The following is a 26,923-nucleotide window of genomic DNA, read 5'->3' on the forward strand; positions in this document are numbered from 1 at the left end:
TTTACCTAAAGTTTAATAATTCAATGAGAAAAAGGTATTACATAAAGTATGTGTTATTGAAATAAATTGGGAAAAACTATATGGCTAATCAATGTTTTAATCGGGCAAAAGTAAGGTCTGAGTTTCGATTAGATCCATGCCGTTTGCCACAAACAGCAACATATTTTGTACCAAAAACGGGAAATCACATGATTTGTTCGTTGAATGAACGAAGTGTTTCTCTGAAAGTTGATAATTCTTCCAATCTGTCACGTTTGATTCCAGCTTATCACTTCGAAGGAATTGCAGCGCGTATAGTAGAAACTCTTACAGGAAAAAAAGCTGTCGCATTAGAATTGTTTCATACAAATGAAGAAGCTTGTATTCCACTTTTAGTTTCTAGAGATTTGAATAATGTTCTTTTAGACTGGCGATTATGGGGAAAAATTTATAATCTACCGATGTTTATGATCTGTGAAAATAAGAATATTATTACTATCAAAGATTATTCTATTTTACATCAATTTTTTTATATGACATCACCATCTTCTAGTAAAAAGGGCTTTTTACTCCGTTGTGGTGATTCATTAGGTTTACGTTTAATGATCACCAATCGGATTGTCTCACAGTAAATTGATATAGATTAATTTTTCATGTTGCATGGGTAGACATGTTTATTTCAAAGGCATTCTATACTTTTCATTGATTGTGGTAAAAAAGTAACTTTAACTGTATGATTAGGAAAAAATCTTTTTTCCGATTGTTATACGCCTTCTACAGCTATTTGTGTTTTTAGGGCATTATATTATTCTGTTCTGATGGTGTACAAAGCGTATCACTTCGTGAAAAGTGATTAGCAAATTGGTTGCCAACAAATAAGATGGTAAGATGATCACAAGATTTGTAGTTTTTAGATTTGGAGCATCTACTCTTTTTATCTGAAGTTTTTATGAATAAAGAATAATATAAACAAATCAATTTATTTTTCTACTGTGTGAAATAACTCACTTCAAAAAAGAGCTCAAAAGGTCTATTTTTTTTGTACAATAGCACGCCACCCAATATCCCGGCGAACAAAGCCTTGTGGCCAATCAATACAATCAACCGCTTCATAGGCGCGTTTTTGTGCATGTGTAACAGTTTCTCCTATTGCTGTTATATTTAAAATACGTCCACCATTGGCGATTAATTCTCCATTACATAAAGCTGTGCTTGCCTGGAAAACTTTTACATCAGGAAGAGCGTTTACCTTGTCGACATTGCGGATAATGCTGCCTTTTTGAGGAGCATTTGGATAACCTTTAGCAGCCATAACAACTGTTAAAGCGGTTTTTTCAGACCATTGAATGTGTTTATTTTTAAGGTTTCCTTGAGCTGCTGCAAAGAGAAGTGGTAAAATATCATCTTTTAAGCGCATCATTAAAACTTGACATTCAGGATCACCGAATCGTACATTAAATTCAATTAATTCAGGCCCTTTTTGGGTTATCATCAATCCGGTAAAGAGAATACCTTTAAAAGGGACGCCCATTGCAGCCATATCACGCAAAGCGGGTTCAACAATTTCTTTGAGAGTACGGTTAACCATTTCCTCAGTCATAATTGGAGCTGGTGAATAGGCTCCCATGCCGCCAGTGTTGGCTCCGGTATCGCCATCACCAACACGTTTATGATCTTGTGCTGATCCAAAAGGGATGGCTGTTTTACCATCACAAAGACAAAAGAAGCTCGCTTCCTCACCTTCAAGAAATGCTTCGACAACAATTTTCTTTTTTGCATCGCCAAATGTATCTTCAAAGCAGGCATCAACGGCATCAACGGCTTCTTGCATTGTCATAGCCACAACAACACCTTTACCAGCAGCCAAGCCATCAGCCTTAATAACGATAGGGGCACCTTGTTGACGGATGTAGGATTTAGCTTGTGAGGCATTGTTAAAGCATTGATAGATGCTTGTAGGAATGTTATTTCTGTAACACAAATCTTTTGTGAAACTTTTTGAGCCTTCTAATTGAGCTGCTTTTTGAGTGGGGCCGAATACACAGATGCCAGCAGTATTAAGAGAATCAGTTATACCTTCAACTAATGGTCCTTCTGGCCCAACGATGACGAGGTCAATAGAATGTGCTTTACAGAAATTAATAACAAGAGGGTGATCATTGATGTTTAAATCAATATTTTCACCTAATTCTATTGTTCCAGGATTTCCAGGAGCGCAATATAACTTTGTAAGTAGCGGTGATTCTGCTATTTTCCATGCTAAAGCATGTTCTCGTCCACCTGATCCAATAAGAAGAACGTTCATGATTTGCTCCTACCATAAAAGATAATTAAATCAGTTTTTCTTTCATAAGAATGAAATGGTTCTATCGCAAGACCAAAGGTGAGATCATTTGATGAAAAAAAGTAAAAATATTTTACATATTCAATCCTGTAAAAATCAAGGACGAGTTATAGATGCACCCCCTAAACAATGGGTTTACTATTTACTTCCTTGTTCTTTGTGGTTTTATGCTCAATTGGCACGTTGGGATAGACCTATTGGGTGGAAATTATTAATGTGGCCTTGTTTCTGGTCAACAACAATGGCTATGCTTTCCTATGAGATGCCCCAATTACCTCTTTTGTCAATTATAATGTGTTGGATTTGGTATCTTTTTCTTTTCTTTTTAGGTTCCATAGCCATGCGAGGTGCAGGCTGCACTTGGAACGACCTTGTTGATCACAAAATAGATTCTCAGGTAGAACGAACACGTTCTCGTCCATTGCCTGCAGGTCAGATAAGTCGGTTTCAAGCAAAAATTTTTATATTAGTGCAGTGTTTCATAGGTTTAGGTGTTTTATTGCAGTTTAATGCATTTAGCTTTTTTTTAGGTATTTCGTCCTTAGTAGCGGTTGCAATTTATCCTTTTATGAAACGTATAACAAATTGGCCACAATTTTTTTTAGGCGTTGCGTTTAATTGGGGTGCATTAATGGGATGGGCGGTTGTGTATGGAAGTCTGAGTTGGGCACCAATCGCACTTTATGCAGGATCAATCTTATGGACGATTGGATATGATACAATTTATGCTCATCAAGATAAGCAAGATGATGCTATTGTTGGTGTGCATTCTACAGCTCGTCTCTTTGGGAAAAGCACTAAATATGCACTGGTGATTTTATATAGTGGTTTTATAATGCTAGTCAGCTTGGCATTTTATTTAGCGCAAGTATCCGCTCTCAGTTTTGTGGGGATTTTTATTGCTGCCATCCATATGTTTATTCAAATCAAAGTCATTGATATAGATGATAGTTCACAATGCTTAAAACTTTTCAAATCCAATTCGTTTGTTGGTTTTTTTATTTTTGCTGGTTTAGTGTGTGGAGGTATTTGGATGATATTACATTCTGCAGTTTAAGAACAATCGAGTTTAGAAATAAGGTCATATATTCTACAATAGTAGAGCAGAAAGCATTTATTATAAAAGCAAAGGTTTCATAAAGATTGAGTGGTTAAGGATAGAGTCTTTGTTTTTGCCAGTTATCTTGTTCAATAGAGTCGCGTGTGAAGAGTAAGCGATCATGTAAACGAAACGGCCGATCACACCAAAATTCGATAAAGAGAGGTTTAATGCAAAAACCAGACCAATAGGGTGGGCGAGGAATATTCCCTACGGCATAACGTGCAGCATATTTAGCAACTGCTTTTTTGAGAGTAAGGCGATTTTCTAATGGCTGAGATTGTTTAGATGCCCATGCACCGATTCGGCTTTTTCGTGGTCGCGACTGAAAATATGCATCTGCTTCTTCAGTACTGACTTTTTCAACAATACCTCTAATTCTGATTTGACGGCGAAGTGATTTCCAATGAAAGCCTAAGGATGCTTTCATTGATCCTAAAATTTCTCGTCCTTTACAGCTTTCATAATTGGTATAGAAGACAAAACCTTTAGGACTAAAATCTTTCAGAAGAACCATACGAACATTGGGTAAACCTGTTTCATCAACTGTTGCTAGTGCCATAGCATTGGGATCATTTATTTCGCTTATTTTTGCTTCTTCAAGCCAATTTTCGAAAATTGCAAAAGGATTTTGTATTTGTATAAAATCGTCATTCATTTGTGTTGTATTATTCATGATATACTCCACTGTTAGTTAGTGTGAGTGATAAATTCTTTGATTTATTTTTGCCATCAAAAACAAAGTGTTGTTATTCTTTTGTTCTAAAAAGTTAATGACTTTATATATTTTTATTACAGTGTTTCAATTATATTTATCTTTAACATAGGGTGCTATAAGCTATATTGCATTAAAAATATTCATTTTATCTGGTATTTTGTTTTTTATAAACATATTAGATAAGAAAAATGATTTTATTGAATAGCTTGATGAAGTAATAAAAAATATTTAACGATATTACTGGTTGATATTTGAAAAACGAGAAGGCTAGAAAGAGGGTAATATGCGTGATCCCTATACGGTTTTGGGTGTGGCACGTACCGCAAAACCGCAAGAGATTAAATCTGCATTCAGAAGATTAGCAAAGCAGTATCATCCAGATCATAATATGGGTGATGCAAAAGCTAAAGAAAGGTTTTCTGAAATTAATCAAGCTTATGAAATTATAGGTGATAAAGATAAAAAAGCACAATTTGATCGTGGTGAAATTGATGCAGAAGGAAAACCACTTTACCAAGCTTATGGCGCTGGAGAAAATTTTAGAAGCAGACAAAATCCTTTTGCAGGTGGTACAAGAGGGTTTGATTTTGGATCATCAGGTACTGCAAGTTTTGATACAAGCGATATTTTTCGTGATTTATTTGGAAGAGGAAGGAATTTTTCAAATTCAACACAATATAATCAACCTCAACAAGGAGCTCATGTTCGCACCAGTCTTTCAATTACATTAGAGCAGATGATAGGTGCAAGCAAAGTAGAAGTAACTTTTCCTACTGGAAAAAAATTAAAAATTAAATTACCAGACTATGTTGAAGATGGGCAAACCATTCGTTTAAAAGGTCAGGGAGAAGAGGTGGCGTATGGGCAAGCAGGGGATGCTTTAGTAACTATTCGTATTCAGAAACATCCTCGTTTGCGAGTTGAAGGGCGCGCACTTCATCTTGATCTGCCGGTTTCTCTTAAGCATGCTGTTTTAGGAGCTAAAGAAGAAGTTGACACTTTGGAGGGACGTGTGGTTTTGAAAATCCCTCCATGGTCGAGTTCTGATCGTGTTTTACGGTTGAAAGGAAAGGGGCTTCGTTTAAAAAATGGAGAAAGAGATGACCTTTATGTGCATGTTCGTATCATGTTGCCAGAAGGTGGAGATGCTGCATTAGAACAATTTTTGCAAATGCAAAATAATTAACATCTTTTTTCTTATACAAAAGCATAACTTAAGTTTGATTTTAAACCAATTGCTTGAAGAAAAAGATAACCTGTGTCATAGGCATACAGATAATGTTGATGCCAAATAGCAATGAGGCGATGCTAATGACGAAGAGTAATGGTTTATTGTATGGAAAGCGTGGCTTAATTTTAGGATTGGCAAATAATCGCTCTATCGCTTGGGGAATAGCAAAGGCAGCCAATGCAGCAGGAGCCGAGCTTGCTTTTACCTATCAAGGTGAAGCAATGAAGAGACGTGTTGAGCCTTTGGCTCAAGAGTTGAACAGTTTTGTTTGCGGTCATTGTGATGTTTCCAATAGTGCATCTATTGATGCAGTTTTTAACGCAATAGAAAAAAAGTGGGGCAAACTTGATTTTTTAGTTCACGCTATTGGTTTTTCCGATAAAGATGAATTAAGTGGTCGTTACGTTGATATTAGTGAATCAAACTTTATGATGACGATGAATATTTCTGTTTATTCGTTAACGGCTCTTACACAGCGTGCAGAAAAATTGATGCCAGATGGCGGTTCAATTTTAACTCTGACTTATTATGGTGCAGAAAAGGTTGTTCCTAATTATAATGTAATGGGGGTTGCTAAAGCTGCTCTTGAGGCTAGTGTGAAGTATTTAGCTGTTGATTTAGGGCCAAAAAACATTCGTGTTAATGCTGTGTCTGCAGGGCCAATTAAAACATTAGCTGCTTCTGGTATTGGTGATTTTCGTTATATTCTAAAATGGAACGAATATAATGCTCCTTTGCGCCGTACAGTGACAATAGAGGAAGTCGGTGACTCTGCCCTTTACTTTCTTTCAGATTTATCGCGTTCTGTTACAGGTGAGATTCATCATGTTGATTCTGGGTACCATGTTATCGGTATGAAGGCTGTTGATGCACCTGATATTTCTGTTGTTAAAGAATAAGACTTGGTTCATAAAGTTTTATATGTTAGCGACAATTTGATTTAAAGTTCAGACAGTCAATGACATCTTTGGATGAAATCGTATTGCGCGGTTCAATCCACACTATAGTTGCGTGTATTTGAAGAAGAAATGGATCTTTCTCCATGTCGCATAATACATTTGGTCATTTGTTTCGTGTAACAACATGGGGTGAAAGTCATGGCCCTGCTCTTGGTTGTGTTATTGACGGTTGTCCTCCAGGAATTGCTTTCACTCTTACAGAAATTCAGGCATATCTTAATAAACGTAGACCCGGGCAATCAAAATATACAACGCAACGTCAAGAGTTAGATCAAATAGAAGTGCTTTCAGGAGTTGTGACTCAAGATGACGGCACGACATTGGTAACAACAGGTACACCAATTTCACTATTTATCCGAAACATAGATCAATGTTCTAAAGATTATGGTGAAATTATTTATCAATATCGCCCAGGTCATGCAGATTACACCTATGATATTAAGTATGGCATTCGTGATTATCGTGGTGGTGGTCGTGCTTCAGCACGAGAGACGGCAGCGCGTGTCGCCGCAGGTGCTCTTGCCCGTAAAATTGTTCCTGGTTTAATTGTGCGAGGAGCTGTGACGGCGATTGGCCCTTATAGTATTAATCGTGACAGTTGGGATTGGTCAGAGGTCGATAACAATCCTTTTTTTACACCTGATGCAGAAGCAGCACGTATTTTTGCTGATTATATGACTCAGTTACAAGAAAGCGGTTCATCAACTGGTGCTATTGTTGAGATTGTTGCAGAAAATGTTCCAGTGGGCCTAGGGGCACCTATTTACGCAAAACTTGATCAAGATATTGCATCATTTTTAATGTCAATTAATGCGGTTAAGGGTGTTGAAATTGGCGATGGTTTTGCCGCAGCTCGCTTGACTGGTGAACAAAATACAGATGAAATGCGAATGGGAAGTGACGGTAAACCACTTTTTCTATCTAATCATGCTGGGGGTATTTTGGGTGGAATATCAAATGGGCAGCCGATTATTGCACGTTTTGCTGTTAAGCCCACTTCATCAATTGTGGTCCCTTGCCGTTCAATTGATGTTAATGGTAACAATGTAGATGTGGTTACAAAGGGGCGTCATGATCCATGTGTTGGAATTCGTGCTGTTCCTGTTGGTGAAGCGATGGTTGCTTGTGCTATTGCTGATCATTATTTACGACACCGCGGTCAGATCAGTTGTAGTTGAAAGGTAAACGATGGCTTATAATCAGAAAAAAGTTGTTGCTGCTATTCAGGCTTTTGAACGCGGTGAAATTGTTGTAGTTACAGATGATGATGACCGTGAAAATGAAGGTGATTTAATTGTTGCTGCTGTTCATTGTACAGAAGAAAAAATGGCATTTATCATTCGCCATACGTCGGGTATTATTTGTACACCAATGCCAAAAGAAGAAGCACAACGATTTAATCTTGCTCTTATGGTATCGGATAATGATTCGGCGCATCGTACCAAATTTACTGTTACCGTGGATTTTAAACATGGAATAACAACGGGTATTTCAGCGTATGATCGTACATTGGCTGTTCGTAATTTAGCTAATCCCAATGCAAGTGCTAACGATTTTGTCCGTCCGGGACATATTTTCCCTTTAATTGCACATGAAGGTGGTGTTCTCATGCGCTCAGGCCATACTGAGGCAGCTGTTGATTTGTGTAAATTAGCTGGTTTGCCACCGGTTGGTGTTATTGGTGAATTAGTCAATGATGATGGTAGTGTTAAACATGGAGATGAAGTTACAAAGTTTGCACAAGATAATCAGTTGCACATCATAACTGTTGCTGATCTTATTGCTTATCGTCAGCGTAAAGAGACGCTCATAAAATATGTTGGAGAAATGCATATTGAAACATTTGTAGGTCCAGCTATAGTCAAAAGTTATCAACTTCCTTGGGAAACAGTTCAGCATGTGGCAATTGTTTTTGGCGATATTCGTGATGGGGAAGATATTCCGGTACGCCTGCATCGTGAAAACATTCTAAAGGATGTTTTTGGTCAATCACCAGATGTTGAAGTTATCATGCGGCGCATGGTAGAAAAAGAAAAGCGTGGTGTATTTGTTTATTTGCGTGAAGGATCTGTTGGTGTTGGTTCTCAATTAGCTGTTTGTGATCAGAAAATGGCAATGGTAGATGTAGAAAACCATGCACAAGCAATTGAACGTGCAGAAGAATGGCATCAAATTGGTCTAGGAGCGCAAATTTTGAAACATTTAGGGATTAGTTCTGTTATTGTTTACTCTTCTAAAGAGCGTCATTATGTCGGTTTGGAAGGTTTTGGAATTCGCATATCTAGAACAGATATTTTGTGAGGGTTATATGAAAAAAGGAATGAAAAAGGGAGATATTGCTGCGTTAAGTTTTGAGGAAGCACTGAAGCAACTTGAAGTGATTGTTGAAAACTTGGAACGTGGAGATGTTCCTTTAGAACAATCAATTGATATTTATGAGCGTGGTGAAGCTCTTAAGAATTATTGTGATAAACTGTTGAAAGTAGCTGAAGCTAAAGTTGAAAAAATTCGGCTTTCAGATACTGGTCATCCAGAAGGTTTAGAGCCACTTGATTCTGAATGATATTTAATAATCGTTTATTGTTATTGACTGTAAAAACAAGAATCTTGATTTAATTAGAATAACTTATCAATCTTATTACTTATGAAATGAATGAAAAAGAAGAAAATCTGTAGATAATCTTAAATAAGTAAAGTGTTTCAATGAATAATACATCACATTCTACACAAAATAATAAAAAATGTGTGCCTATATAATTATTATTGGTAATGTAAGGAGTTTTTTTTGTCTCGGTCATTAACGCCATTACTTGATCGTATTTGTTTTCCAAAAGATTTACGGGCATTTCCTGAGTCTGATTTAGTACAGTTAGCTAATGAATTACGAGCTGAAACAATTGATGTAGTTTCTGTAACAGGTGGTCATCTTGGCGCAGGACTTGGTGTTGTTGAGCTCACTATTGCGCTGCACTATGTTTTTAATACGCCTGACGATAAGATTATCTGGGATGTTGGTCATCAAACTTATCCCCATAAAATTTTGACTGGTCGTAGGGATAAAATTCGCACTCTGCGCCAAGATGGTGGCTTATCAGGTTTCACAAAACGTTCAGAAAGTGTGTATGACTCATTTGGAGCAGGTCATTCTTCTACTTCTATTTCAGCTGGCCTTGGAATGGCAGTGGCGAGCATGTTGAAAGCAGAAGAAAGACGTAACATCATTTGTGTGATTGGTGATGGCGCTATGTCTGCTGGTATGGCTTATGAGGCAATGAATAATGCTGGTGCTTTGGATGCACGTTTAATTGTTATCCTTAATGATAACGATATGTCTATTGCGCCTCCTACAGGTGCTATGAGTGCTTATCTTGCAAGATTAGTTTCTCGTCCTTCTTATCGTAGTTTGCGTGAACAAGTAAAGATATTAAGCAAGAAATTACCGAAGTTTTTTTCAGATAAAGCACGGCTTTCGGAAGAGTTTGCGCGTGGTTTTTTAGTTGGGGGAAGTTTATTTGAGGAACTTGGCTTTTATTATGTCGGGCCTGTAGATGGCCATAATATGAATCATTTGTTGCCTATTCTAAAAAATATTCGTGAATATCCCAGTGGTCCTGTTTTAGTGCATGTTGTAACACATAAAGGGAAAGGGTATGCACCTGCTGAGGTGTCGTCTGATAAATATCACGGTGTTAATCGTTTTGATGTTGTTACGGGTAAACAGGTTAAAACACAAAGTAAATTTCTTCCTTATACTAAAGTGTTTTCTAAAGCTTTAATAGAGGAAGCCAGCCATGATGATAAGATTGTTGCTATAACGGCTGCAATGCCAACAGGAACTGGCCTAGATTCTTTTGCTGAAAAATTTTCCGAAAGAATGTTTGATGTCGGTATTGCTGAGCAACACGCTGTAACTTTTGCTGCAGGTATCGCCTGTGAAGGGTATAAACCTTTTGTTGCAATTTATTCTACCTTCTTACAGCGTGCTTATGATCAGATTATTCATGATGTATCGATTCAAAAGTTACCTGTGCGTTTTGCAATTGACCGTGCTGGTTTTGTTGGCGCGGATGGCGCAACACATGCTGGGAGTTTTGATATTGTTTTTTTAGCGACTCTTCCTGAGTTTATTGTGATGGCTCCTTCTGATGAAGTTGAGCTTATGCATATGGTGCGCACAGCAGCAGCTTACGATCAAGGACCTATTTCTTTTCGTTATCCGCGTGGTGAAAGTAGTGGCATAGATTTACCACAACGAGGTGAGGTTCTGGAGATTGGTAAAGGGCGAATTTTATGTGAAGGCAGCAAAATAGCTTTGGTTTGTTTTGGAACGCGGTTATCTGAAGTGTTGGTGGCAGCTGATGAGTTAGCAACAGAGGGGTTATCAACAACTGTTGCAGATGCGCGCTTTGCAAAGCCTTTGGATAAGGATTTAATACGTCGTTTGGTACGTGAGCACGAAGTGTTACTCACAATTGAAGAAGGGGCAATAGGGGGATTTGGGGCGCATGTACTACAGTTTTTAGCACAGGAGGGTCTACTAGAACACGGTTTAAAGGTTCGCACATTACAATTTCCTGATGAATATTTAGATCATGGTTCACCAAATAAAGTGCTTTCAAGTATTGGGCTTAATGCGGCGGGTATTATTAATACTGTTTTTAATGCTTTGGGGCGTGAAATGCGGATAGTGCCGCAAATTCAAGTGTGACAATAAGGTAGTTATAAAAAGATTGATACCTTAGTTACTTTTACAATGTGTTTACGAACATATAATGCAATTATGTGACAAACGGTTAGGATTGACGGAAAAATACTTTTAAAATTAAGAAGATGAGTTCTAATAATACGAAACTTATAGTTTGTTATTCTATGCAGAGTTATGTTGTATGTGCTGGAATTACAATTGGTGAATGAATTTAGAGTGTATTTCTGATTATAGTGAATCAACTGATGACTATAATATTGGTGCGTCCGTAGTAATTTTAAGCAAGTTTTCTTAAAATATGAGGATGAGTCTATAATTATTTCTTTTAATGTTGATCATAATAAGTTTAATGCACGTTTAATCTAGTACTAGCATGGATAATATTATGAAAAGGTTTAACTGTAGAGATTAAAGGCAGTAATAGTTGTGGAATTAATTTCACTATATCAAATGTCAATTCACTTCTCTTAACTTTGTATTGCTTCTTTATTTTAGCTTCTCTCAAGAAGAGAGCCAAGATATTTTGCTAGTAAAATCTCAATTTGAAATTGATGATAGGGGAGGGGTATTAAAAAATTCATCAGTTGCAAGAAACTTTAGAAGTACTTTTTTTGATAAACTGAATCTTAAAAGGGATAAATAAAAAAGTTTTCTTTCTTCACTCAATTATAAACGGTGATAAGCGTTTATAATATTGATTATTCGGAGAAAAACAAGAGTGAGTAACAACGTTATAATTGATCATATTGGAGCTAATGGTCATGGTGTGGCAAAAACACCGCGTGGCTCGGTTTATATACCTTTTACTTTACCGGGAGAGGTTATTAAAGCTGCTCTCCATGGAAAATACGGTACACCCATTGCATTAATAAAAAAATCATTAGAACGCATTGATGCTATTTGTAAACATTTTAAAGAATGTGGAGGGTGTATGCTTCAGCATTGGTATGTTGATGCATATCATTCTTGGAAACGACAATTGGTTGTTGATACACTTAAAAAGCATCGGTTTAATGTAGCTGTTTCTCCTTTAGTAGAGTGTAAACATTATAGCCGCCGGCGAATCATTTTAACGGCGTCTATGACAAAGCAAGGTCATATTGTTGGTTTTAATCGTCATTTTTCACATGATATTGTGGCTATTGAAGAATGTCCGGTTACTCGGTCACAGATTATATCGAAATTAAGTGATATTAGAGCGATATGTGCTCTTTTAAGCAATCATGCTAAGCGATTTCATGTAACAGTAACATCTGTTGATAATGGTTTTGATGTAGCTTTAAGTGGTTGCGTCGTACGCGATAAGCTTATTCGTCAAAACATGATACACGCAGCTCTTGTATGTGGAATTACGCGCCTATCTATTGAAGGTGAAATTTTGGTTGAGCAAGAAAAACCATTAATTTACTTTGGTGATGTCTGTGTTGAACTTCCTTCTGGAGGTTTTCTTCAGGCAACTTCTGAGGCAGAGAATATCATAACTCATATTATTTTAACTCATTTTAAAAAAGCAAAAAGTGCTGTTGATTTATTTTCAGGGGTGGGAACTTTTGCTTTACGTATGGCTAAGACAATGAATGTTCATGCAGTAGAGAATGATGGAACAGCGTTGGCAAATTTAGAGCGTGCAGCACGTTTTGCTTCTGGTTTAAAAACAGTTACTTGTGAAAAGCGTGATTTATTTCGTCGTCCACTTTCTGCAAAAGAACTTGAGCGTTTTGATAGTGTTGTTTTTGATCCGCCGTGCGCTGGTGCAAAAGAACAAGTGTATGAGTTAGCAAAAACGACAATACCACGTGTAGTAGCTGTTTCGTGCAATCCTGTTACATTTGCTCGTGATTTATCTATTCTTGTTGCAGGCGGTTATACAATAGAAAAGGTTATACCGATTGATCAATTTTTATGGTCGCCTCATGTTGAAATTGTTGCAATTTTAAACAAACACAAAACAAAAATGCGCTAAGAAATTTAGCTAAAATGAAAAAGTTATTTTAAATGTATCAAAAATTTTTTATTAAGCTTAGTTGATTGATGTTATGAAAGCGTTGTCCCACCGATCGTCATATTATTGATTCGTAAATGAGGTTGTCCGACGCCAACAGGAACATTTTGTCCTGCTTTTCCACACATACCTACACCATTATCCAGTTTGCTGTCATTTCCAATCATTGTGATGCGTTTCATGGCATCTGGTCCATTACCAATGAGGGTCGCGCCTTTGATTGGAGCTAAAATTTTGCCATTCTCTACTCGATAAGCTTCGGTACATTCAAATACAAATTTTCCAGAAGTAATATCAACTTGTCCTCCACCAAATGAAACTGCGTAAATACCACTTTTTAATGAAGATAGAATTTCTTGAGGTGTTTTATCTCCCCCTAGCATAATTGTATTTGTCATCCGTGGTATTGGTGTATGTGCGTAAGACTCACGTCGCCCATTTCCAGTTGGATTAACACCCATGAGTCGAGCATTTAACCTGTCTTGCATGAAGCCTACAAGTTTGCCGTTTTCAATCAAAACGTTATGTCTTGATGGTGTTCCTTCATCATCGATGGTAAGTGATCCACGGCATTGAGGAATTGTGCCATCATCAACAATAGTCACACCTTGTGCGGCAACTTGTTGCCCTAAAAGCCCAGAAAAAGCAGATGTTTTTTTGCGATTGAAATCACCTTCCAAACCGTGTCCAACAGCTTCATGTAGCATAACACCAGGCCATCCATTAGCTAAAACAACATCAAATGTTCCTGCTGGTGCTGCTTCTGCCTCTAAGTTGACTAAAGCCATACGTAAAGCTTCATCGGCAGCCATTTTCCAATTTTCTTCACTAATAAATTGATTAAATGTTTGTCTTCCACCGCATCCATAGAATCCATTTTCACGTCGATTATTATCAGAAACTACTACAGATATAGTAAGTTTTACGAGGGGACGAATGTCATGAACGAAATATCCATCACCACGTAAAATTTCAACATGTTGGAGTGAACCGGAAAGAGCGACGGTAACTTGATGCAATTTGTTATTTTTTTCACGTAAATATGCATCAATTTTTTGTAAAAGTGCACTTTTTTCCTTAAACGATGGAGCATCAAGAGGATTGTTTGGTTGGTATAATCTTTGCTTTGGTTGTGAGGGGGCTGTACTATAAGACCCTGTATGACTATTATAGGTTACAGTTTTAGCGGCTTCAATGGCGCGTTTGAGTGCATCAGCTGATAATTCACCGGAGTGAGCGTATCCTGTAGCTTCTCCAGAAACAACGCGTAAGCCAAATCCTATATCTTGCTGAAATGACCCATTTTTAAGCTGGTTATTATCAAATAAAAGTACCTCACTTTCTGTATATTCAAGATAAAGTTCACCATCATCAGCATTATGAAGAGCTTCTTGAACAAAAGACTGTACTTTGGACGAAGCAATATCAAAACGGTCAATCAGTGATTTCATAGTGATTATCCTATTTTCATTGGTATCGGTAATGTTCATTTTCTTTATTTAGAAAGACTCCCAAATTTAAGAGGATTTCCCAAAGAGTTATTGGATGCACTGATCATTTAATATTTTGAAATATTTTTTGTTATTCTGGTAAGTTTGCATAAGCTTCATTAAAGCCATGCAAGTCAATGAGACCACCTACTCCTTGCTCGGGGGTTGTAAAGACAAAATAAGTGGCTGTTTTGCCATTTAAAAAGAGTTTTAGCACATCTTTTTTAAGGAGAGCTTCAGCAACACAATTATCACCAAAACAACGCCGATATTCCATTTTCCCTATATTTTTATCATCGATTTTAACACCAACACCAGAACGTAATTCTACACGAATGGGAACAAAAACACGCATTAAAGTTTCTTGTTTTTTAGGCAATTTATGAAATGTGACTCGAAAGGTAATATCGCGACGGTCTTGTGTGCGCACATCTTGTATAATTTCACATTGCATATTAGGTGTACCTGGTGGTAGTAAGCAAACTTTTGTCCATGCACCATAGGTTTGTGGGGCAGGGACATTTTGTGCACTGGATACTTGTGCAATAGCATAATTAGTAAAAGTAACGCAAAATATATAAATAATAACACTAAAGAAGCTTTTTTTAAGAAATTGATAAAATATCATAGAAAGTCCTACCCAAATTGTTATTATATTATTGTGCATAGGTTTTCATGAAAAGTAAATCCTTGTCTTAAAAGTGTAATACAAAACCAATTCTGTTTTAAACATATTTATGCATGTTTCATATAAATGGAACAGAGGTACAAAATAAGAATAATATTTTACGGGAGTAAAATATTCTAGTGCTATTTTGAGGCATTTAGTAAGGTCTATTTATTTTTGTAATTCCTTTTTATATAAGGGATAATATTGATTGTAATTATTGTAAGTATTTCTATCTGTTTTGGAAGTATATATAAATAAGATAGATATTATATGGTCTCCAAAATGCTATAATATTAATGGATCATTTCTATATATTAGATAGTGTTTTTTGTGGATGATACTGATGGAAAAGGTTTTTTAGTGGAATGTGTACTTTAGAAGAATTGTCAACTAAAAATAGTCAATCAATTCCACCAAAAGCCAATCTTTATGATTATATTACATTATTGAAACCACGAGTTATGTCACTTGTTGTGTTTACAGCTCTGGTTGGCCTAATGGTGTCACCTGTTACTGTAAATCCATTTTATGGTGGGTTAGCAATTTTATGTATTGCTGTGGGTGGCGGTGGTGCGGGGGCACTTAATATGTGGTATGACGCTGATATTGATGCGATAATGAAACGTACACGAAAGCGCCCTATTCCTACTGGTAAAATTAGCCGTAAGAAAGCATTTGTTTTTGGTTTGGCTCTTTCTGTGCTTTCGGTTTTGGTTATGGGAGTTTTTATTAATTGGTTTTCAGCGATTTTTCTTGCTTTCACAATTTTCTTTTACGTTGTTATTTATACGATTTGGTTAAAACGTGTAACACCACAAAATATTGTTATTGGTGGTGCAGCTGGAGCTTTTCCACCAATGATTGGGTGGGCGGCTGTGACAGGGGCAATAAGTATTGAAAGTTTCCTATTATTTTTGATTATTTTTATGTGGACTCCACCACATTTTTGGGCTCTTTCTTTATTTTCATCTATTGATTACGATGCAGCGGGTATTCCTATAATGCCCAATGTACGAGGTGAATATTCAACCAAGAAACAAATTTTAGTTTACACTATGATTATGGCGTTATGTGCCGTTGGGCCTTATATTATAGGTTTTGCAGGTATTACCTATGGTATTTGTTCAGCAATTTTAAGTGTTACTTTTATTTATTTTTCTTATCGTTTATGGAAAGCTGATACACGTGATAAAACAGTTTCTATGGCAAAGAAAGTGTTTTTCTTTTCATTGTTTTATTTAGCCGCTATATTTGGAATTCTTTTAATTGAAAATTTTATTTTGTGTTTTGTTATCCTTTAATGTGATTTAAGCCAAGAAACAAAAATTAATTCGCGTCAATAGAATAATAACGTCTTATAAGTACAACCCTTTGTATAGAGAAGATAATATTTTAGTTTTTCTCTATACATTTCTCGTGTAGTGCATAACAACAATGTGTTTGGATACAATGGAGAAAGTCATAAAAATGAAGGATGAATTATGTGCTTACTCCCCCCTTTAACAATGCGCCTTTGTAGTCCACGCGGTTTTTGTGCTGGGGTTGATCGTGCTATTCAAATTGTTGTTCTTGCATTAAAAAAATATGGTGCTCCAGTGTATGTTCGTCATGAAATTGTGCATAACCGCTATGTGGTTGAGGGATTACAACAGCGTGGAGCCATTTTTATTGAAGAACTTAATGAAATTCTGGAAGAACATCGCAATCAACCTGTAGTGTTTTCTGCTCATGGTGTACCAAAGTCTGTATTAGAAGAAGCACATCGTTATAATTTATTCTATATCGATGCAACATGTCCGTTAGTTTCTAAGGTTCATAAGCAAGCAATACGACATCGACGTTATGGTCGTCATGTCATATTAATCGGTCATTCTGGCCATCCTGAGGTGATAGGAACAATGGGACAGCTTGAAAAAGGAGCTGTTACATTAATTGAAACAGTAGAAGATGCTTGGCGTTATCAACCGGAAAATCCAAATAAATTGGGATTTGTGACACAAACAACGCTTTCTGTTGAAAATACAGCTGAAATTTTGGATATTTTGCGGAAACGTTTTCCTGCGTTAGAAGCACCGGCTGCCGAATCAATTTGCTATGCTACGACCAATCGACAAGAAGCTGTTAAGGCAGCGGCATTAGGGAGTGATTTATTTTTGATCGTTGGTGCACCAAATTCATCTAATTCGCGGCGTTTGGTAGAGGTTGCTAAAAGGTTTGGTGCACAGCGATCTATTTTAGTTCAGCGTGCTGATGAAATTGATTTTGATAATCTAGGTGCTCTTTCCGTTGTTAGTCTTTCAGCTGGGGCATCTGCTCCTGAAATTATTGTCGATGAAATTATTACAGCTTTTCATAAGCATTATAATGTCAAAATAGAATTGGCTGAAACTGCATTAGAAACAGAAATATTTTTGGTCAATCGCGAGTTGCGTGATGTTGTCTTGACCCCTCAAGATATGGCCTTTGTTAATGGTTATGCTAAAAATACTAATAGATAGAAATTATAATATTACTAGTGCTTAAAACGAAAGCAAAATAATGGCAGTTCATACTGATGTACATCAGAGCGATTTAGAAGAATTTTTAACGTGTTATTCAATAGGTTGTCTTCTATTTTACCAAGGGATAGCAGAAGGTATCGAAAATTCAAATTTTATACTTCATACGACAAAAGAGAGGTTTATTTTAACACTTTATGAAAAACGCGTTTCAAAAAATGATTTACCCTTTTTTTGTAGTCTTATGCAGCATTTAAATCAGCGTGGAATTCCTTGTCCTCAGCCAGTTCTCCAAAATGATGGGGTAACAATTGGTAAGTTAGCTGGGCGCCCTACTGTTATTGTTACCTTTGTGGAAGGGACATGGGTGCGTAAGCTTAATGTATATCATTGTTGTGAAGTAGGTACTGGTTTGGCACAGTTGCATTTGGCTGGACAAGATTTTATCTCCAGTCGTAAAAATACTCTTTCTATTGTAGATTGGAGACCATTGTGGGCAAGTTGCCAAACAAAAAAAGATACTTTATTACAAAAGTTTGGACAGAAAATTGATACAGAGTTAGCATTTTTAGAAAAAACTGGCCATTATATTTACCAACAGGTATTATTCACGCTGATTTATTTAATGATAATGTGTTTTTTTGGACCATTGTCTTTCTGGTATTATAGACTTCTATTTTGCTTGTAATGATTTTTTTGCTTATGATTTAGCAATCTGTTTGAATGCTTGGTGTTTTGAAAGTGATTATTCTTATAATCTTGTCAAAGCACGTGGATTATTAGAAAGTTATCAAAAAATTAGGCCATTGATACCTTTAGAATTAAGCGCGATTCTTTTATTGGTGCGTGGTGCAGCTTTGTGCTTTTTACTGACACGCCTTTATGATTGGTTTAATACACCTTCTAGTAGTTTTGTTGTTAAAAAGGATCCATTGGAATATTGGCATAAACTTAGTTTTTTTAGTAGTGTGGATTCATTGGCTGAATTGGGTTTTTAATTTTATGTTCAATCGAAAAAAAGACATTGAAATTTATACAGATGGTGCTTGCTCTGGAAATCCAGGACCTGGGGGATGGGGGGCAATTTTACGCTGGAATGGTCGTGAACGTGAACTGTATGGTGGAAAAGAATATACAACTAATAATCAAATGGAACTTATGGCAGCAATTTGTGCGTTGAATGCCCTTAAAGAATCTTGTTCAATTGATCTTTATACAGACTCAGTCTACGTGCGCAATGGAATATCTATGTGGCTTAAAGGTTGGAAGAAGAATAACTGGCGCACTGCATCGAATGATCCTGTTAAAAATATGAAATTATGGCAGGCTCTTGATAATGCTTGCTCTCGGCATGATGTTAGATGGCACTGGATAAAAGGACATGCTGGCCACCCAGACAATGAACGTGCAGATGCTCTTGCACGTAAAGCAATTGCTGAATATCGCAAAAATGGGCGTTTTTCTACATAAATTTTATGAGATAGCTTTTCTAATATATCATGGAATGACACTGGAACTGGATTCCGTATTTATTATGAATGTTCCACTCAAAGCATAATTTTGAGAAGAAATTGCATAAAAAATTGTTTGGTTTAGCTCGTCTGGCATGAAATATATAGGTGCGCTAAAGAGTGTATATTCTTCATGGTCACTTACTTTTTTTGCTGGTCCAATTTGCATATCTCCTCCATCTAAAAAGAGAGATAAGATTTTGATTTTGCTGTTATTTTGTATTTTTATAAATAAGGTATTTTTATTTTTTTCAGCACTTATTTTTAATTCATTATTCATTATACGGGGAAGAGCAGCTTGGGCATGCTTTAATAAAGATGGAGAGAGATATGTATTTTTCTGAGTGGATGAGGAAAAATCAAAATCAACAGTAAAAGGAATACAGATTTCATCACACAGTCCAAGGGTTAAAGAGCCACTAAGATTTTCACTTGAATCAGAAACACTAAATGGTAATACAACTTTATTTTTATAGCCTAATGACCAATCATTTTCTGTTTCATAAAGTTGTGGTATGGGATAAAAAATTTCATAAGAGACCTGCTGGTTAAAGTTAAAAAATGGTGCCATACCAGAGTTTCCTGGATTGCGCCAATAGGTTTTCCATTTTGGCTTAAGCATAACTTCAATAAAACCATTTCTTATTCCAGAAGGGGAAGGTTTGGTGATCGCCAATCTCACGCTGCCACCTTTTGATTCATACCAAGGCGTTGCAAGAAGGTGTGATTCTTGCTCTTTTTGTGCAGCAATGGTGAAATTGGATGAGCTTAAAAGAACGCATGTTAAGCTAAAAGTGATTAAAAACTTTTTATAAAAGATATTTGAAATTCTTTGTAAATTTAGAAATATTTGAATTTTTTTCATCTAGTTTTTATTTTCTTCTTGTACTGCCTGAATTGAAGTTTAACATATAGATTATGGAAAATGTCAAATTAATGAAGCAGCGTGATGGATTTTTAAATGGAAAATTGCTTATAGCAATGCCCGGAATGAATGACAAACGCTTTGTCCGTTCTGTTATTTATGTTTGTGCTCATTCTAATTCTGGTGCTATGGGAATTATTCTCAATCAATTGCACAGCATTGATTTTCCTGAGCTTTTACTTCAGCTTGGAGTGATCGAGCGAGCAAAAAAAAATTATCTTTCTGAATCAATAAAAAAGTTTCCAGTACGCTATGGTGGGCCTGTTGATCCTTCGCGTGGTTTTGTACTTCATTCGGGTGATTACACTTGTGAAGCGACCATTTCTGTTACAAACAAGATTTATCTTACTGCAACTATTGATATATTAAAAGCAATCAGTTGTGAACAAGGCCCTCAACATGCGCTAATAGCATTAGGTTACGCTGGGTGGAAAGCAGGGCAGCTTGAAACAGAGGTTTCTGCGAATGGGTGGTTGATCAGTTCTGCGTCGTCTAGTTTTATTTTTGAAAGTGATTTAAGTAATACGTACGATGAAAGTTTTATCCGCATGGGAATTAATCCAACTTATCTCGTTTCTGAAATAGGTCACGCATAAATATATTTGCTATTTTCTCTGGATTTTATAAAAAAGCCTATTAGCTTGGTTTATTTTTATAAGAAAATTGATTTTGAATAAGAGTAATTAATTCTTCGGCAGTGATTGATTTAGTGATAATTGTACTTTGAATATATTTGCAGCCTTCTTGACGTAAGAAGAGAGCCACTTTTTCATCTTCAACACCTTCTGCAATAATCTGTAAATTAAGATCAGTAGCCATATTGATAATTGATTTAAGAACAAGCTTTTTTTTAGGTGAATCGAGAGAAACAAATGAGCGGTCTAATTTGACCATGTCAAATGGATAACGAACGAGATAAGCAAGTGATGAATAGCCTGTTCCAAAATGATCTAATGCCAGATTCATTCCTAATGCTTTAATCTGTTCAAGAAAATAAGCTGATTGTTCAGGATTTTTTCTCAAAACCAATTCTGATACCTCTATCATTAAGTGCCCTTTATTAAGTGGATTGCGAAGAAGAGTAGAGCGCAATTGATTTATAAAATTAGGGTGAATCATTTCTGCGCTTGGTAAATTGATTGAAATGAAGAAAGGTTGTTGAGTACATTTTTTTTGTATGTTGATAAGATCAGCAATAGCATTATCAATGATAAATTGTACCAGATCCGTAGTGATCTGTTCGTTTTCTACAATTTTAATAAAATCGGTGACATTTAAATTTCCGTGATATGGGTGATGCCATTCTACGATCGCTTCAAAACCTATAATTTGTCCATCTGATAGATTAAAAATAGGATGGTAGAGAATCTTTATTTCATTATGCTTTATGGCAGAATGAATATCATGTTCGATGTTGTTATGTTTAAGACCTAAAGTACGAAAATTTGGGCGAAAAGGTACAATATCATTACCACCCATTTGTTTTGCTTGGATCATTGCCAGTTCACTATCATGGAAAATATCTTTAGCATTTAATCTACATTCACTCCATGTAACCAGTCCAATTGATATTGAAAGCGATATTTCTTTTTCTGCAAGTGAAATAGGTGCTGAAATTGTTTTGTGCAAATGATTCACAAATGCTGCAATTTTTTGTGGTTCAGTTTCGCTGAGTAAAATGATTGCAAAACGATCTGCAAAAAGACGTGTTAAAGTATCTTGAGTATTAATAAGACGGCTCAAGCGTCGTGCGATGATCAAGAGTACAGTATCACCAACAGCTATACCTAATTTGTGATTAATTTGACGGAAATTGTCGAAATCAATCATCAAAACAGTTGGTTTAATTTTTATATTTATTTTAGCAAGAGAAATATAATGCTGTAATCTGTCCAAAAAAATTTGTTTGTTAGGAAGACCAGTTAAATTGTCGTAAATTGCATTATGCAGTAAACGTTCTTCGGCCTTTTTGTGATTGGTAATATTAATAATGGTTCCAATCACACGGGTAACTTTTCCATCTTTTTTAACAATAGCTGGACTCGCGCGAAGCGAAAACCAATGATAATGACCACCACCGCAAGAAAGTCGAAGAATTTGGTCAATACGCCCTTTTTTGTTTTTAAGAATGATATCTAACATAGCGTGAAAGTGTTCACGGTCATCATGATGTAAGGCTGAAATCCAGTCATTCATGGTACCGTTAAGTTTGTGTGCTTCAGTGCCAAAGAGGGGAGTCATGTCTGGATGAACAACAATACGATCACGCTCAACATCCCAATCCCAGATGATATTCCCGGCTCCTTTTGCTGCAAGTGCTTGTTGTTCAAGGTCAGAAAAAATTCCTTCATAGAAAGCATCGTGGGAAAAAGTTTGTTGCATAATGGTAAAGCTGATAAGAAGAACAATAAGCACCAATCCTCCTGCTAGAGCTGGTTGAATAATATCGTTGTCTAAATATCCTTCTATGCAGGCAAAAGCTCCAATAGACCAGAAGCTGATAAGCAACCATGTTGGAATAAGCATGATTGCACGATCGTAGCGGCGGATTGAAAAATAACTGATTAAGATAATACCAAGTATGGTGGTGAGACCAAATGATACACGGGCAATACCAGCTGCTTTGGTTGGATCATAAATAGCAAATGTTCCCAGGCCACAAAGAGCTATAATCCATATGATTGCTCCGCAGCTGAAATGATAATGCCAACGGTTCAGGCATAGATAGGTGAAAAGAAAAATGAAAAGTGTTGCTGCAAGTGCAATTTCTGTACTAGCACGCCAGATTGGCTCTATTGTTGGTGTGATTGCAAAGAGTTTATTCAAAAAATTGAAGTCAATACCAATATAAAAAAGAATTGCCCAAGCAACAGCAGCTGTTGCAGGAAAAAGGCCTGTTCCACGAACAACAAATAGAACGGTTAGTAAAAGCGCTAAAAGGCCTGATATACCAAGGAGGATGCCATGGTAGAGTGTATAGGAATTGATTGTATCTTTATAGGATTCAGGTTTCCATAAATAGATTTTAGGCAGGTTTGTAGAGTTAAGTTCTGCAACAAATGTAATGATAGTACCAGGATTGAGTGTAATACGGAAAATATCTGAATTTGTACTAGCTTGACGGTCAAGAGAAAAACCTTCATTTGGAGTGATAGATTGAATACGTGTTGATCCAAGATCTGGCCAAAAAAGACCTGAGTTAGCTATACGATAATGAGGCACAACAATAAGGCGGTCAATTTGTTCATCTGTTGGGTTTGCAAGGGCAAATACTGCCCAACTTCCAGAAAAATTTTCATTGTTAGCTTGTACTTCGATACGCCATATAATACCATCTGGCCCTGGTGCAGTACTTGTTTGAAAGATGGGGTTATTTGTGTGGTGAATTTCGATTGCTTTTGATAGATCAATAGCTGTCTCTTGAGGAAAAATTTTAATTGGCTCAATGGCGTGCGCTGATGTAAGTTGAACAAAAAAGCTAATGATTATAACAATGATAATATTGATTATTTGATACAAACTTTTCACAATGTTTCACTCTCAGTATTTTAAACTGTTTAATTTTAGATTATATTTCCAGAAAAATACATTCATCTTTTAAGAGTTATTTTTATAAGAAATAGCTATCGTTTTCTTTTAAAAAGTATAGTTTTATACAAAGGTAAACCAGATATCTGTGTTTATAAACGAAGCTTAAAATTGGTGTTTATATTTTAAAAAGACAAGTTAAGCTATGAGCTTTCATATTTCACTAATATACCTTTGCTTATTAATTTTCTATCACATGAAGTGTTGGTTGAGTAGCTTTACACGCTTTTTTGATTCATCTTTTCCAAACTTATTTAATTGATTGAAACTCTTGTGGTAATTTTATAGTCAAAAATGTGTATATGGTGTTAATATCAACTATTTATATAATTACTTTATTCATTACAAAAGTGATGAATTAAAGTTTTATGGAAAAGCTCTGTTTAATTTATTTACGTTCAGAAAGAGCGGTTATATTAGACAAAAGAGTTGATGTTAAATCATCAAAATTCATAAGACGACCAACAGGGCCAATAGCTGCTAATGTTGGTTTTGAGTTGGTAAAAAGGTGGGTGGCAAGTTCAGTTAGTCTTTTTGGGGTAATACACTCTAAGTGTTCAATCATTTCAGATATTGGAATTGGTCGATCATAAAGAAGCATTTGGCGGGCAATAAGATGCGCTTGGCTGTAGGGGTTTTCCTGTGATATTGTGAAATTGGCACGATATTGTGCCCGCGCTCGTTGAAGTTCGCTTTCGTGAATGTTTTTGCTCGCTTTAAAAAGTTCATCAAGAATAACAGGCAAAAGTGTTTCTAACCCTTCTTGTCCGGTAGCAGCATGGATACCAAAAAGCCCAGTATCTGAAAAACCCCAATGAAAAGAATAAATAGAGTAACATAATCCACGTTTTTCTCTAACTTCTTGAAATAAGCGTGATGACATGCCTCCTCCAAGAATAATTGAAAGAATCTGAGCTGTATAGAAATCACGTGCATGGTATGGGCGTCCTTCAAAACCAAAAACAACTTGTGTATCCATTAAATCGCGATATTCGCGAAAGTCACCACCGATATAATTAGCAAGATTGGTAAAAGAGGTCGTTGAATGAGAGCGAAAAGTACTAAGACGGCTTTCGACTTCACGCAAAAAGCTTTCATGATTTACAGCTCCTGCAGCCACTACAATCATGCGATCTGCACTATAGTGTTTATTCATGAAACTATGTAAGTCAGCAGATGTAAATGATTGAACTGTTTTTGGTGTTCCTAAAATAGAACGACCAAGAGACTGATGGCGAAAGGCTGTTTCAGTAAAATGATCAAAAACAATATCATCCGGAACATCGTAGGTAGCGCCAATTTCCTGGACAATCACTTGTTTTTCTCGCTCTAATTCGTCTTCATCAAACTTTGAGCATATCATAATATCAGATAGAATATCGATAGCCAACGGGATATCATCTTTAAGCACACGTGCAAAATAGGCAGTTGTTTCAATACTGGTATGAGCATTAATTTCCCCGCCAACATCTTCAATATCAGCTGCAATTTTAAAAGCTGTACGGTTTTCAGTTCCTTTAAAAGCCATATGTTCAAGAAGGTGAGCAATGCCATGTTGTGTAAAGGTTTCGTTACGTGAGCCAACTTTAATCCATATTCCAAGTGCGACACTGTCAATGTGTTGCATTGTATGCGTGGCAATAGTCAAACCATTACTGAGGCGGCTGATATCTACACCCATGCTTTATGACTCCGTTAAACAAACTAAATGTCCAATTATAAGGACATTACATATTTTTTGATTTGGATAAACGCAGTTAACATCTAATGCGATGTACGCGATTTTAAAGAGATATAATCTTTAACTATTTTTTCATCATTAGCAAGACTTGTAAAGTGTTCTTCGCGCTGCATTAAATCATTTAGACAAGATGGCTGTAATGCATTAATACCGCAAGCACTTTGGATAGTATCAGGAAATTTAGCAGGGTGAGCAGTAGCAAGGATGATCATTGGAATAGGTGATTGCTTCTTTTCTCGGGCTACTTTCAGTGCAACTGCTGTGTGTGGATCAACCAGATAACCACTTTCTTTATAAACACTGTTAATTGTTTGTGTTGTTTCAGTTACACTACTTTTTCCAGCAGAAAACAAAGTACAAATATTTTTAAGTTGCTTTTTATCAAGGTGAAACCAGCCTAATTGGTTCAAATTTTCCATTGCATTACAAATCCATACTGGATCACGATTGCAACTTTCGAATAATAAGCGTTCAAAGTTAGAAGAGAGTTGCATGTCCATCGAAGGAGATGTGGTATGTATTGTGGGACATATTTCGTAAATACCACTAGTTAATGCGCGTGGAAGAATATCGTTATCATTTGTTGCTATAACCAATTGAGCAATGGGTAGCCCCATACGAGCAGCAATATAACCTGCAAAAATATCACCAAAGTTTCCAGTGGGAATGGTAAATGAAACAGATCTATCGGGTGCTCCAAGGGAAAGTACAGATGAGAAATAGTAAACAATTTGCGCCATGATACGCGCCCAGTTTATCGAGTTGATTCCTGAAAGCACTGTTTTTTGACGGAAATTATGATCATTAAACATTGCTTTACGAGTGCTTGACAGTCATCAAAATTGCCTTGAATAGCGATAGCGTGAACATTAGTACTGCGATTAGTAGTTACTTGCTGTTGCTGCACTGATGATATGCACCCTTTAGGAAATAAAATAAAAATGTCTAAGTTCTTTCTTCCAGCGAAGGCTTGGATTGCAGTACCACCTGTATCACCTGATGTAGCACCAATAATTGTTGCACATTTATTTTTTAGTCAGGATGTAGTCCATCAGTCTAGCAAGAAATTGCATTGCGATATCTTTAAATGCCAAAGTAGGACCATGGAAAAGTTCAAGGATAAATTCATTGGGGCCGGTTTGCTGCAATGGACAGATTGCTGGATGACGAAAAATAGCATAAGATTCAGTAATTATATTTTCAAAAGTTATGCGCTCAATCTCATTATCTACAAAAGGCCAAAGAATGGTTTTAGCAATTGTAGCATAAGATTGACCACGCAGCGCTCGTAATGTATCAGGTGAAAATTGAGGGAATTTTTCTGGAAGATAAAGACCACCATCACTAGCTAAACCCATCATAATTGTGTCAGTAAAGTTTAAAGCAGGAGCCTTGCCTCTTGTACTGATATATTTCATAAATTTTCGCTTTCATTTATTTTTGGCAAATAGGCAATTTTATAT

General features: G+C 36.3%; 20 protein-coding genes and 2 pseudogenes. 14 read left to right on the top strand and 8 right to left on the bottom strand.

What is annotated here, in order from left to right:
* Nucleotides 1-80: 80 nt before the first annotated feature.
* The gene (locus BWD162_RS01140; RefSeq protein ID WP_078705084.1) at nt 81-611 is read left to right on the top strand and encodes a DUF6101 family protein; all 531 of its coding nucleotides are present in this window, start codon (nt 81-83) and stop codon (nt 609-611) included.
* 398 nt (nt 612-1,009) lie between these two features.
* Here BWD162_RS01140 and purD read toward each other — a convergent pair whose 3' ends face one another.
* Nucleotides 1,010-2,284 carry a phosphoribosylamine--glycine ligase gene (gene purD / locus BWD162_RS01145; RefSeq protein ID WP_078705085.1) on the bottom strand — a complete coding sequence of 425 codons (1,275 nt, stop codon included), beginning with the start codon at nt 2,282-2,284 and terminating at the stop codon, nt 1,010-1,012.
* Nucleotides 2,285-2,375: 91 nt separating this feature from the next.
* Here purD and ubiA point away from each other — a divergent pair, with 91 nt between their 5' ends.
* Nucleotides 2,376-3,380: a 4-hydroxybenzoate octaprenyltransferase gene (gene ubiA / locus BWD162_RS01150; RefSeq protein ID WP_078705086.1), complete on the top strand. Its 1,005-nt coding sequence runs from the start codon at nt 2,376-2,378 to the stop codon at nt 3,378-3,380.
* 94 nt (nt 3,381-3,474) lie between these two features.
* Here the strand turns inward: ubiA and pdxH are convergent, their stop codons facing one another.
* Nucleotides 3,475-4,098 (bottom strand): pyridoxamine 5'-phosphate oxidase, encoded by a 624-nt coding sequence (gene pdxH, locus BWD162_RS01155; protein WP_078705087.1) that lies wholly within the window; start codon nt 4,096-4,098, stop codon nt 3,475-3,477.
* 325 nt (nt 4,099-4,423) lie between these two features.
* Between pdxH and BWD162_RS01160 the strand changes: the two genes are divergently transcribed.
* The 7 genes from BWD162_RS01160 to BWD162_RS01190 all read left to right on the top strand — a co-directional run bounded on the left by BWD162_RS01160 (nt 4,424) and on the right by BWD162_RS01190 (nt 12,998).
* Nucleotides 4,424-5,326 carry a DnaJ C-terminal domain-containing protein gene (locus tag BWD162_RS01160; protein WP_078705088.1) on the top strand — a complete coding sequence of 301 codons (903 nt, stop codon included), beginning with the start codon at nt 4,424-4,426 and terminating at the stop codon, nt 5,324-5,326.
* A 125-nt stretch (nt 5,327-5,451) separates the two neighbouring features.
* The gene (fabI, locus tag BWD162_RS01165) at nt 5,452-6,270 is read left to right on the top strand and encodes an enoyl-ACP reductase FabI (RefSeq protein WP_078706103.1); all 819 of its coding nucleotides are present in this window, start codon (nt 5,452-5,454) and stop codon (nt 6,268-6,270) included.
* A gap of 143 nt (nt 6,271-6,413) precedes the next feature.
* The gene (gene aroC / locus BWD162_RS01170; protein ID WP_078705089.1) at nt 6,414-7,508 is read left to right on the top strand and encodes a chorismate synthase; all 1,095 of its coding nucleotides are present in this window, start codon (nt 6,414-6,416) and stop codon (nt 7,506-7,508) included.
* A gap of 10 nt (nt 7,509-7,518) precedes the next feature.
* Complete coding sequence (ribB, locus tag BWD162_RS01175) at nt 7,519-8,631, top strand: 3,4-dihydroxy-2-butanone-4-phosphate synthase (RefSeq protein ID WP_078705090.1); 1,113 nt, start codon at nt 7,519-7,521, stop codon at nt 8,629-8,631.
* A 7-nt stretch (nt 8,632-8,638) separates the two neighbouring features.
* Complete coding sequence (locus BWD162_RS01180) at nt 8,639-8,893, top strand: exodeoxyribonuclease VII small subunit (protein ID WP_078706104.1); 255 nt, start codon at nt 8,639-8,641, stop codon at nt 8,891-8,893.
* A gap of 222 nt (nt 8,894-9,115) precedes the next feature.
* A complete protein-coding gene (gene dxs, locus BWD162_RS01185; RefSeq protein ID WP_078705091.1) occupies nt 9,116-11,038 on the top strand; it encodes a 1-deoxy-D-xylulose-5-phosphate synthase in 1,923 nt (640 codons plus the stop codon).
* A 715-nt stretch (nt 11,039-11,753) separates the two neighbouring features.
* On the top strand, nt 11,754-12,998 hold the full coding sequence (locus BWD162_RS01190) for a class I SAM-dependent RNA methyltransferase (RefSeq protein ID WP_078705092.1): 1,245 nt from the start codon (nt 11,754-11,756) through the stop codon (nt 12,996-12,998).
* 71 nt (nt 12,999-13,069) lie between these two features.
* Here BWD162_RS01190 and tldD read toward each other — a convergent pair whose 3' ends face one another.
* Both tldD and BWD162_RS01200 read right to left on the bottom strand, forming a co-directional pair.
* A complete protein-coding gene (tldD, locus tag BWD162_RS01195) occupies nt 13,070-14,488 on the bottom strand; it encodes a metalloprotease TldD (RefSeq protein ID WP_078705093.1) in 1,419 nt (472 codons plus the stop codon).
* A 130-nt stretch (nt 14,489-14,618) separates the two neighbouring features.
* Nucleotides 14,619-15,155: an invasion associated locus B family protein gene (locus tag BWD162_RS01200; protein ID WP_078706105.1), complete on the bottom strand. Its 537-nt coding sequence runs from the start codon at nt 15,153-15,155 to the stop codon at nt 14,619-14,621.
* A gap of 407 nt (nt 15,156-15,562) precedes the next feature.
* On the opposite strand from BWD162_RS01200, the gene cyoE reads away from it, so the two are divergent.
* The 4 genes and pseudogenes from cyoE to rnhA all read left to right on the top strand — a co-directional run bounded on the left by cyoE (nt 15,563) and on the right by rnhA (nt 19,165).
* Nucleotides 15,563-16,498 carry a heme o synthase gene (gene cyoE / locus BWD162_RS01205; RefSeq protein WP_078705094.1) on the top strand — a complete coding sequence of 312 codons (936 nt, stop codon included), beginning with the start codon at nt 15,563-15,565 and terminating at the stop codon, nt 16,496-16,498.
* Nucleotides 16,499-16,678: 180 nt separating this feature from the next.
* On the top strand, nt 16,679-17,695 hold the full coding sequence (gene ispH, locus BWD162_RS01210) for a 4-hydroxy-3-methylbut-2-enyl diphosphate reductase (RefSeq protein ID WP_078705095.1): 1,017 nt from the start codon (nt 16,679-16,681) through the stop codon (nt 17,693-17,695).
* A gap of 40 nt (nt 17,696-17,735) precedes the next feature.
* A pseudogene (locus BWD162_RS01215) lies at nt 17,736-18,693 on the top strand (homoserine kinase).
* A 4-nt stretch (nt 18,694-18,697) separates the two neighbouring features.
* Nucleotides 18,698-19,165, top strand: a complete 468-nt coding sequence (gene rnhA / locus BWD162_RS01220) for a ribonuclease HI (protein ID WP_078705096.1) — start codon at nt 18,698-18,700, stop codon at nt 19,163-19,165.
* 27 nt (nt 19,166-19,192) lie between these two features.
* On the opposite strand, the gene BWD162_RS01225 is transcribed toward rnhA, so the two are convergent.
* Complete coding sequence (locus BWD162_RS01225) at nt 19,193-20,071, bottom strand: protein-disulfide reductase DsbD domain-containing protein (RefSeq protein WP_078705097.1); 879 nt, start codon at nt 20,069-20,071, stop codon at nt 19,193-19,195.
* Nucleotides 20,072-20,142: 71 nt separating this feature from the next.
* Here BWD162_RS01225 and BWD162_RS01230 point away from each other — a divergent pair, with 71 nt between their 5' ends.
* Nucleotides 20,143-20,727: a YqgE/AlgH family protein gene (locus BWD162_RS01230; RefSeq protein WP_078705098.1), complete on the top strand. Its 585-nt coding sequence runs from the start codon at nt 20,143-20,145 to the stop codon at nt 20,725-20,727.
* 40 nt (nt 20,728-20,767) lie between these two features.
* Here the strand turns inward: BWD162_RS01230 and BWD162_RS01235 are convergent, their stop codons facing one another.
* The 3 genes and pseudogenes from BWD162_RS01235 to thrC form a co-directional block, all read right to left on the bottom strand.
* Nucleotides 20,768-23,659 carry an EAL domain-containing protein gene (locus BWD162_RS01235; RefSeq protein ID WP_078705099.1) on the bottom strand — a complete coding sequence of 964 codons (2,892 nt, stop codon included), beginning with the start codon at nt 23,657-23,659 and terminating at the stop codon, nt 20,768-20,770.
* Between the two features lie 448 nt (nt 23,660-24,107).
* Entirely contained in the window at nt 24,108-25,400 is a 1,293-nt protein-coding gene (locus BWD162_RS01240; protein WP_078705100.1) for a M16 family metallopeptidase, read from the bottom strand.
* Nucleotides 25,401-25,483: 83 nt separating this feature from the next.
* Nucleotides 25,484-26,878 (bottom strand): annotated as a pseudogene (thrC, locus tag BWD162_RS01245) (threonine synthase).
* Nucleotides 26,879-26,923: the final 45 nt, after the last annotated feature.

Source organism: Bartonella sp. WD16.2, from assembly GCF_002022505.1.
Classification (GTDB): Bacteria; Pseudomonadota; Alphaproteobacteria; order Rhizobiales; family Rhizobiaceae; genus Bartonella.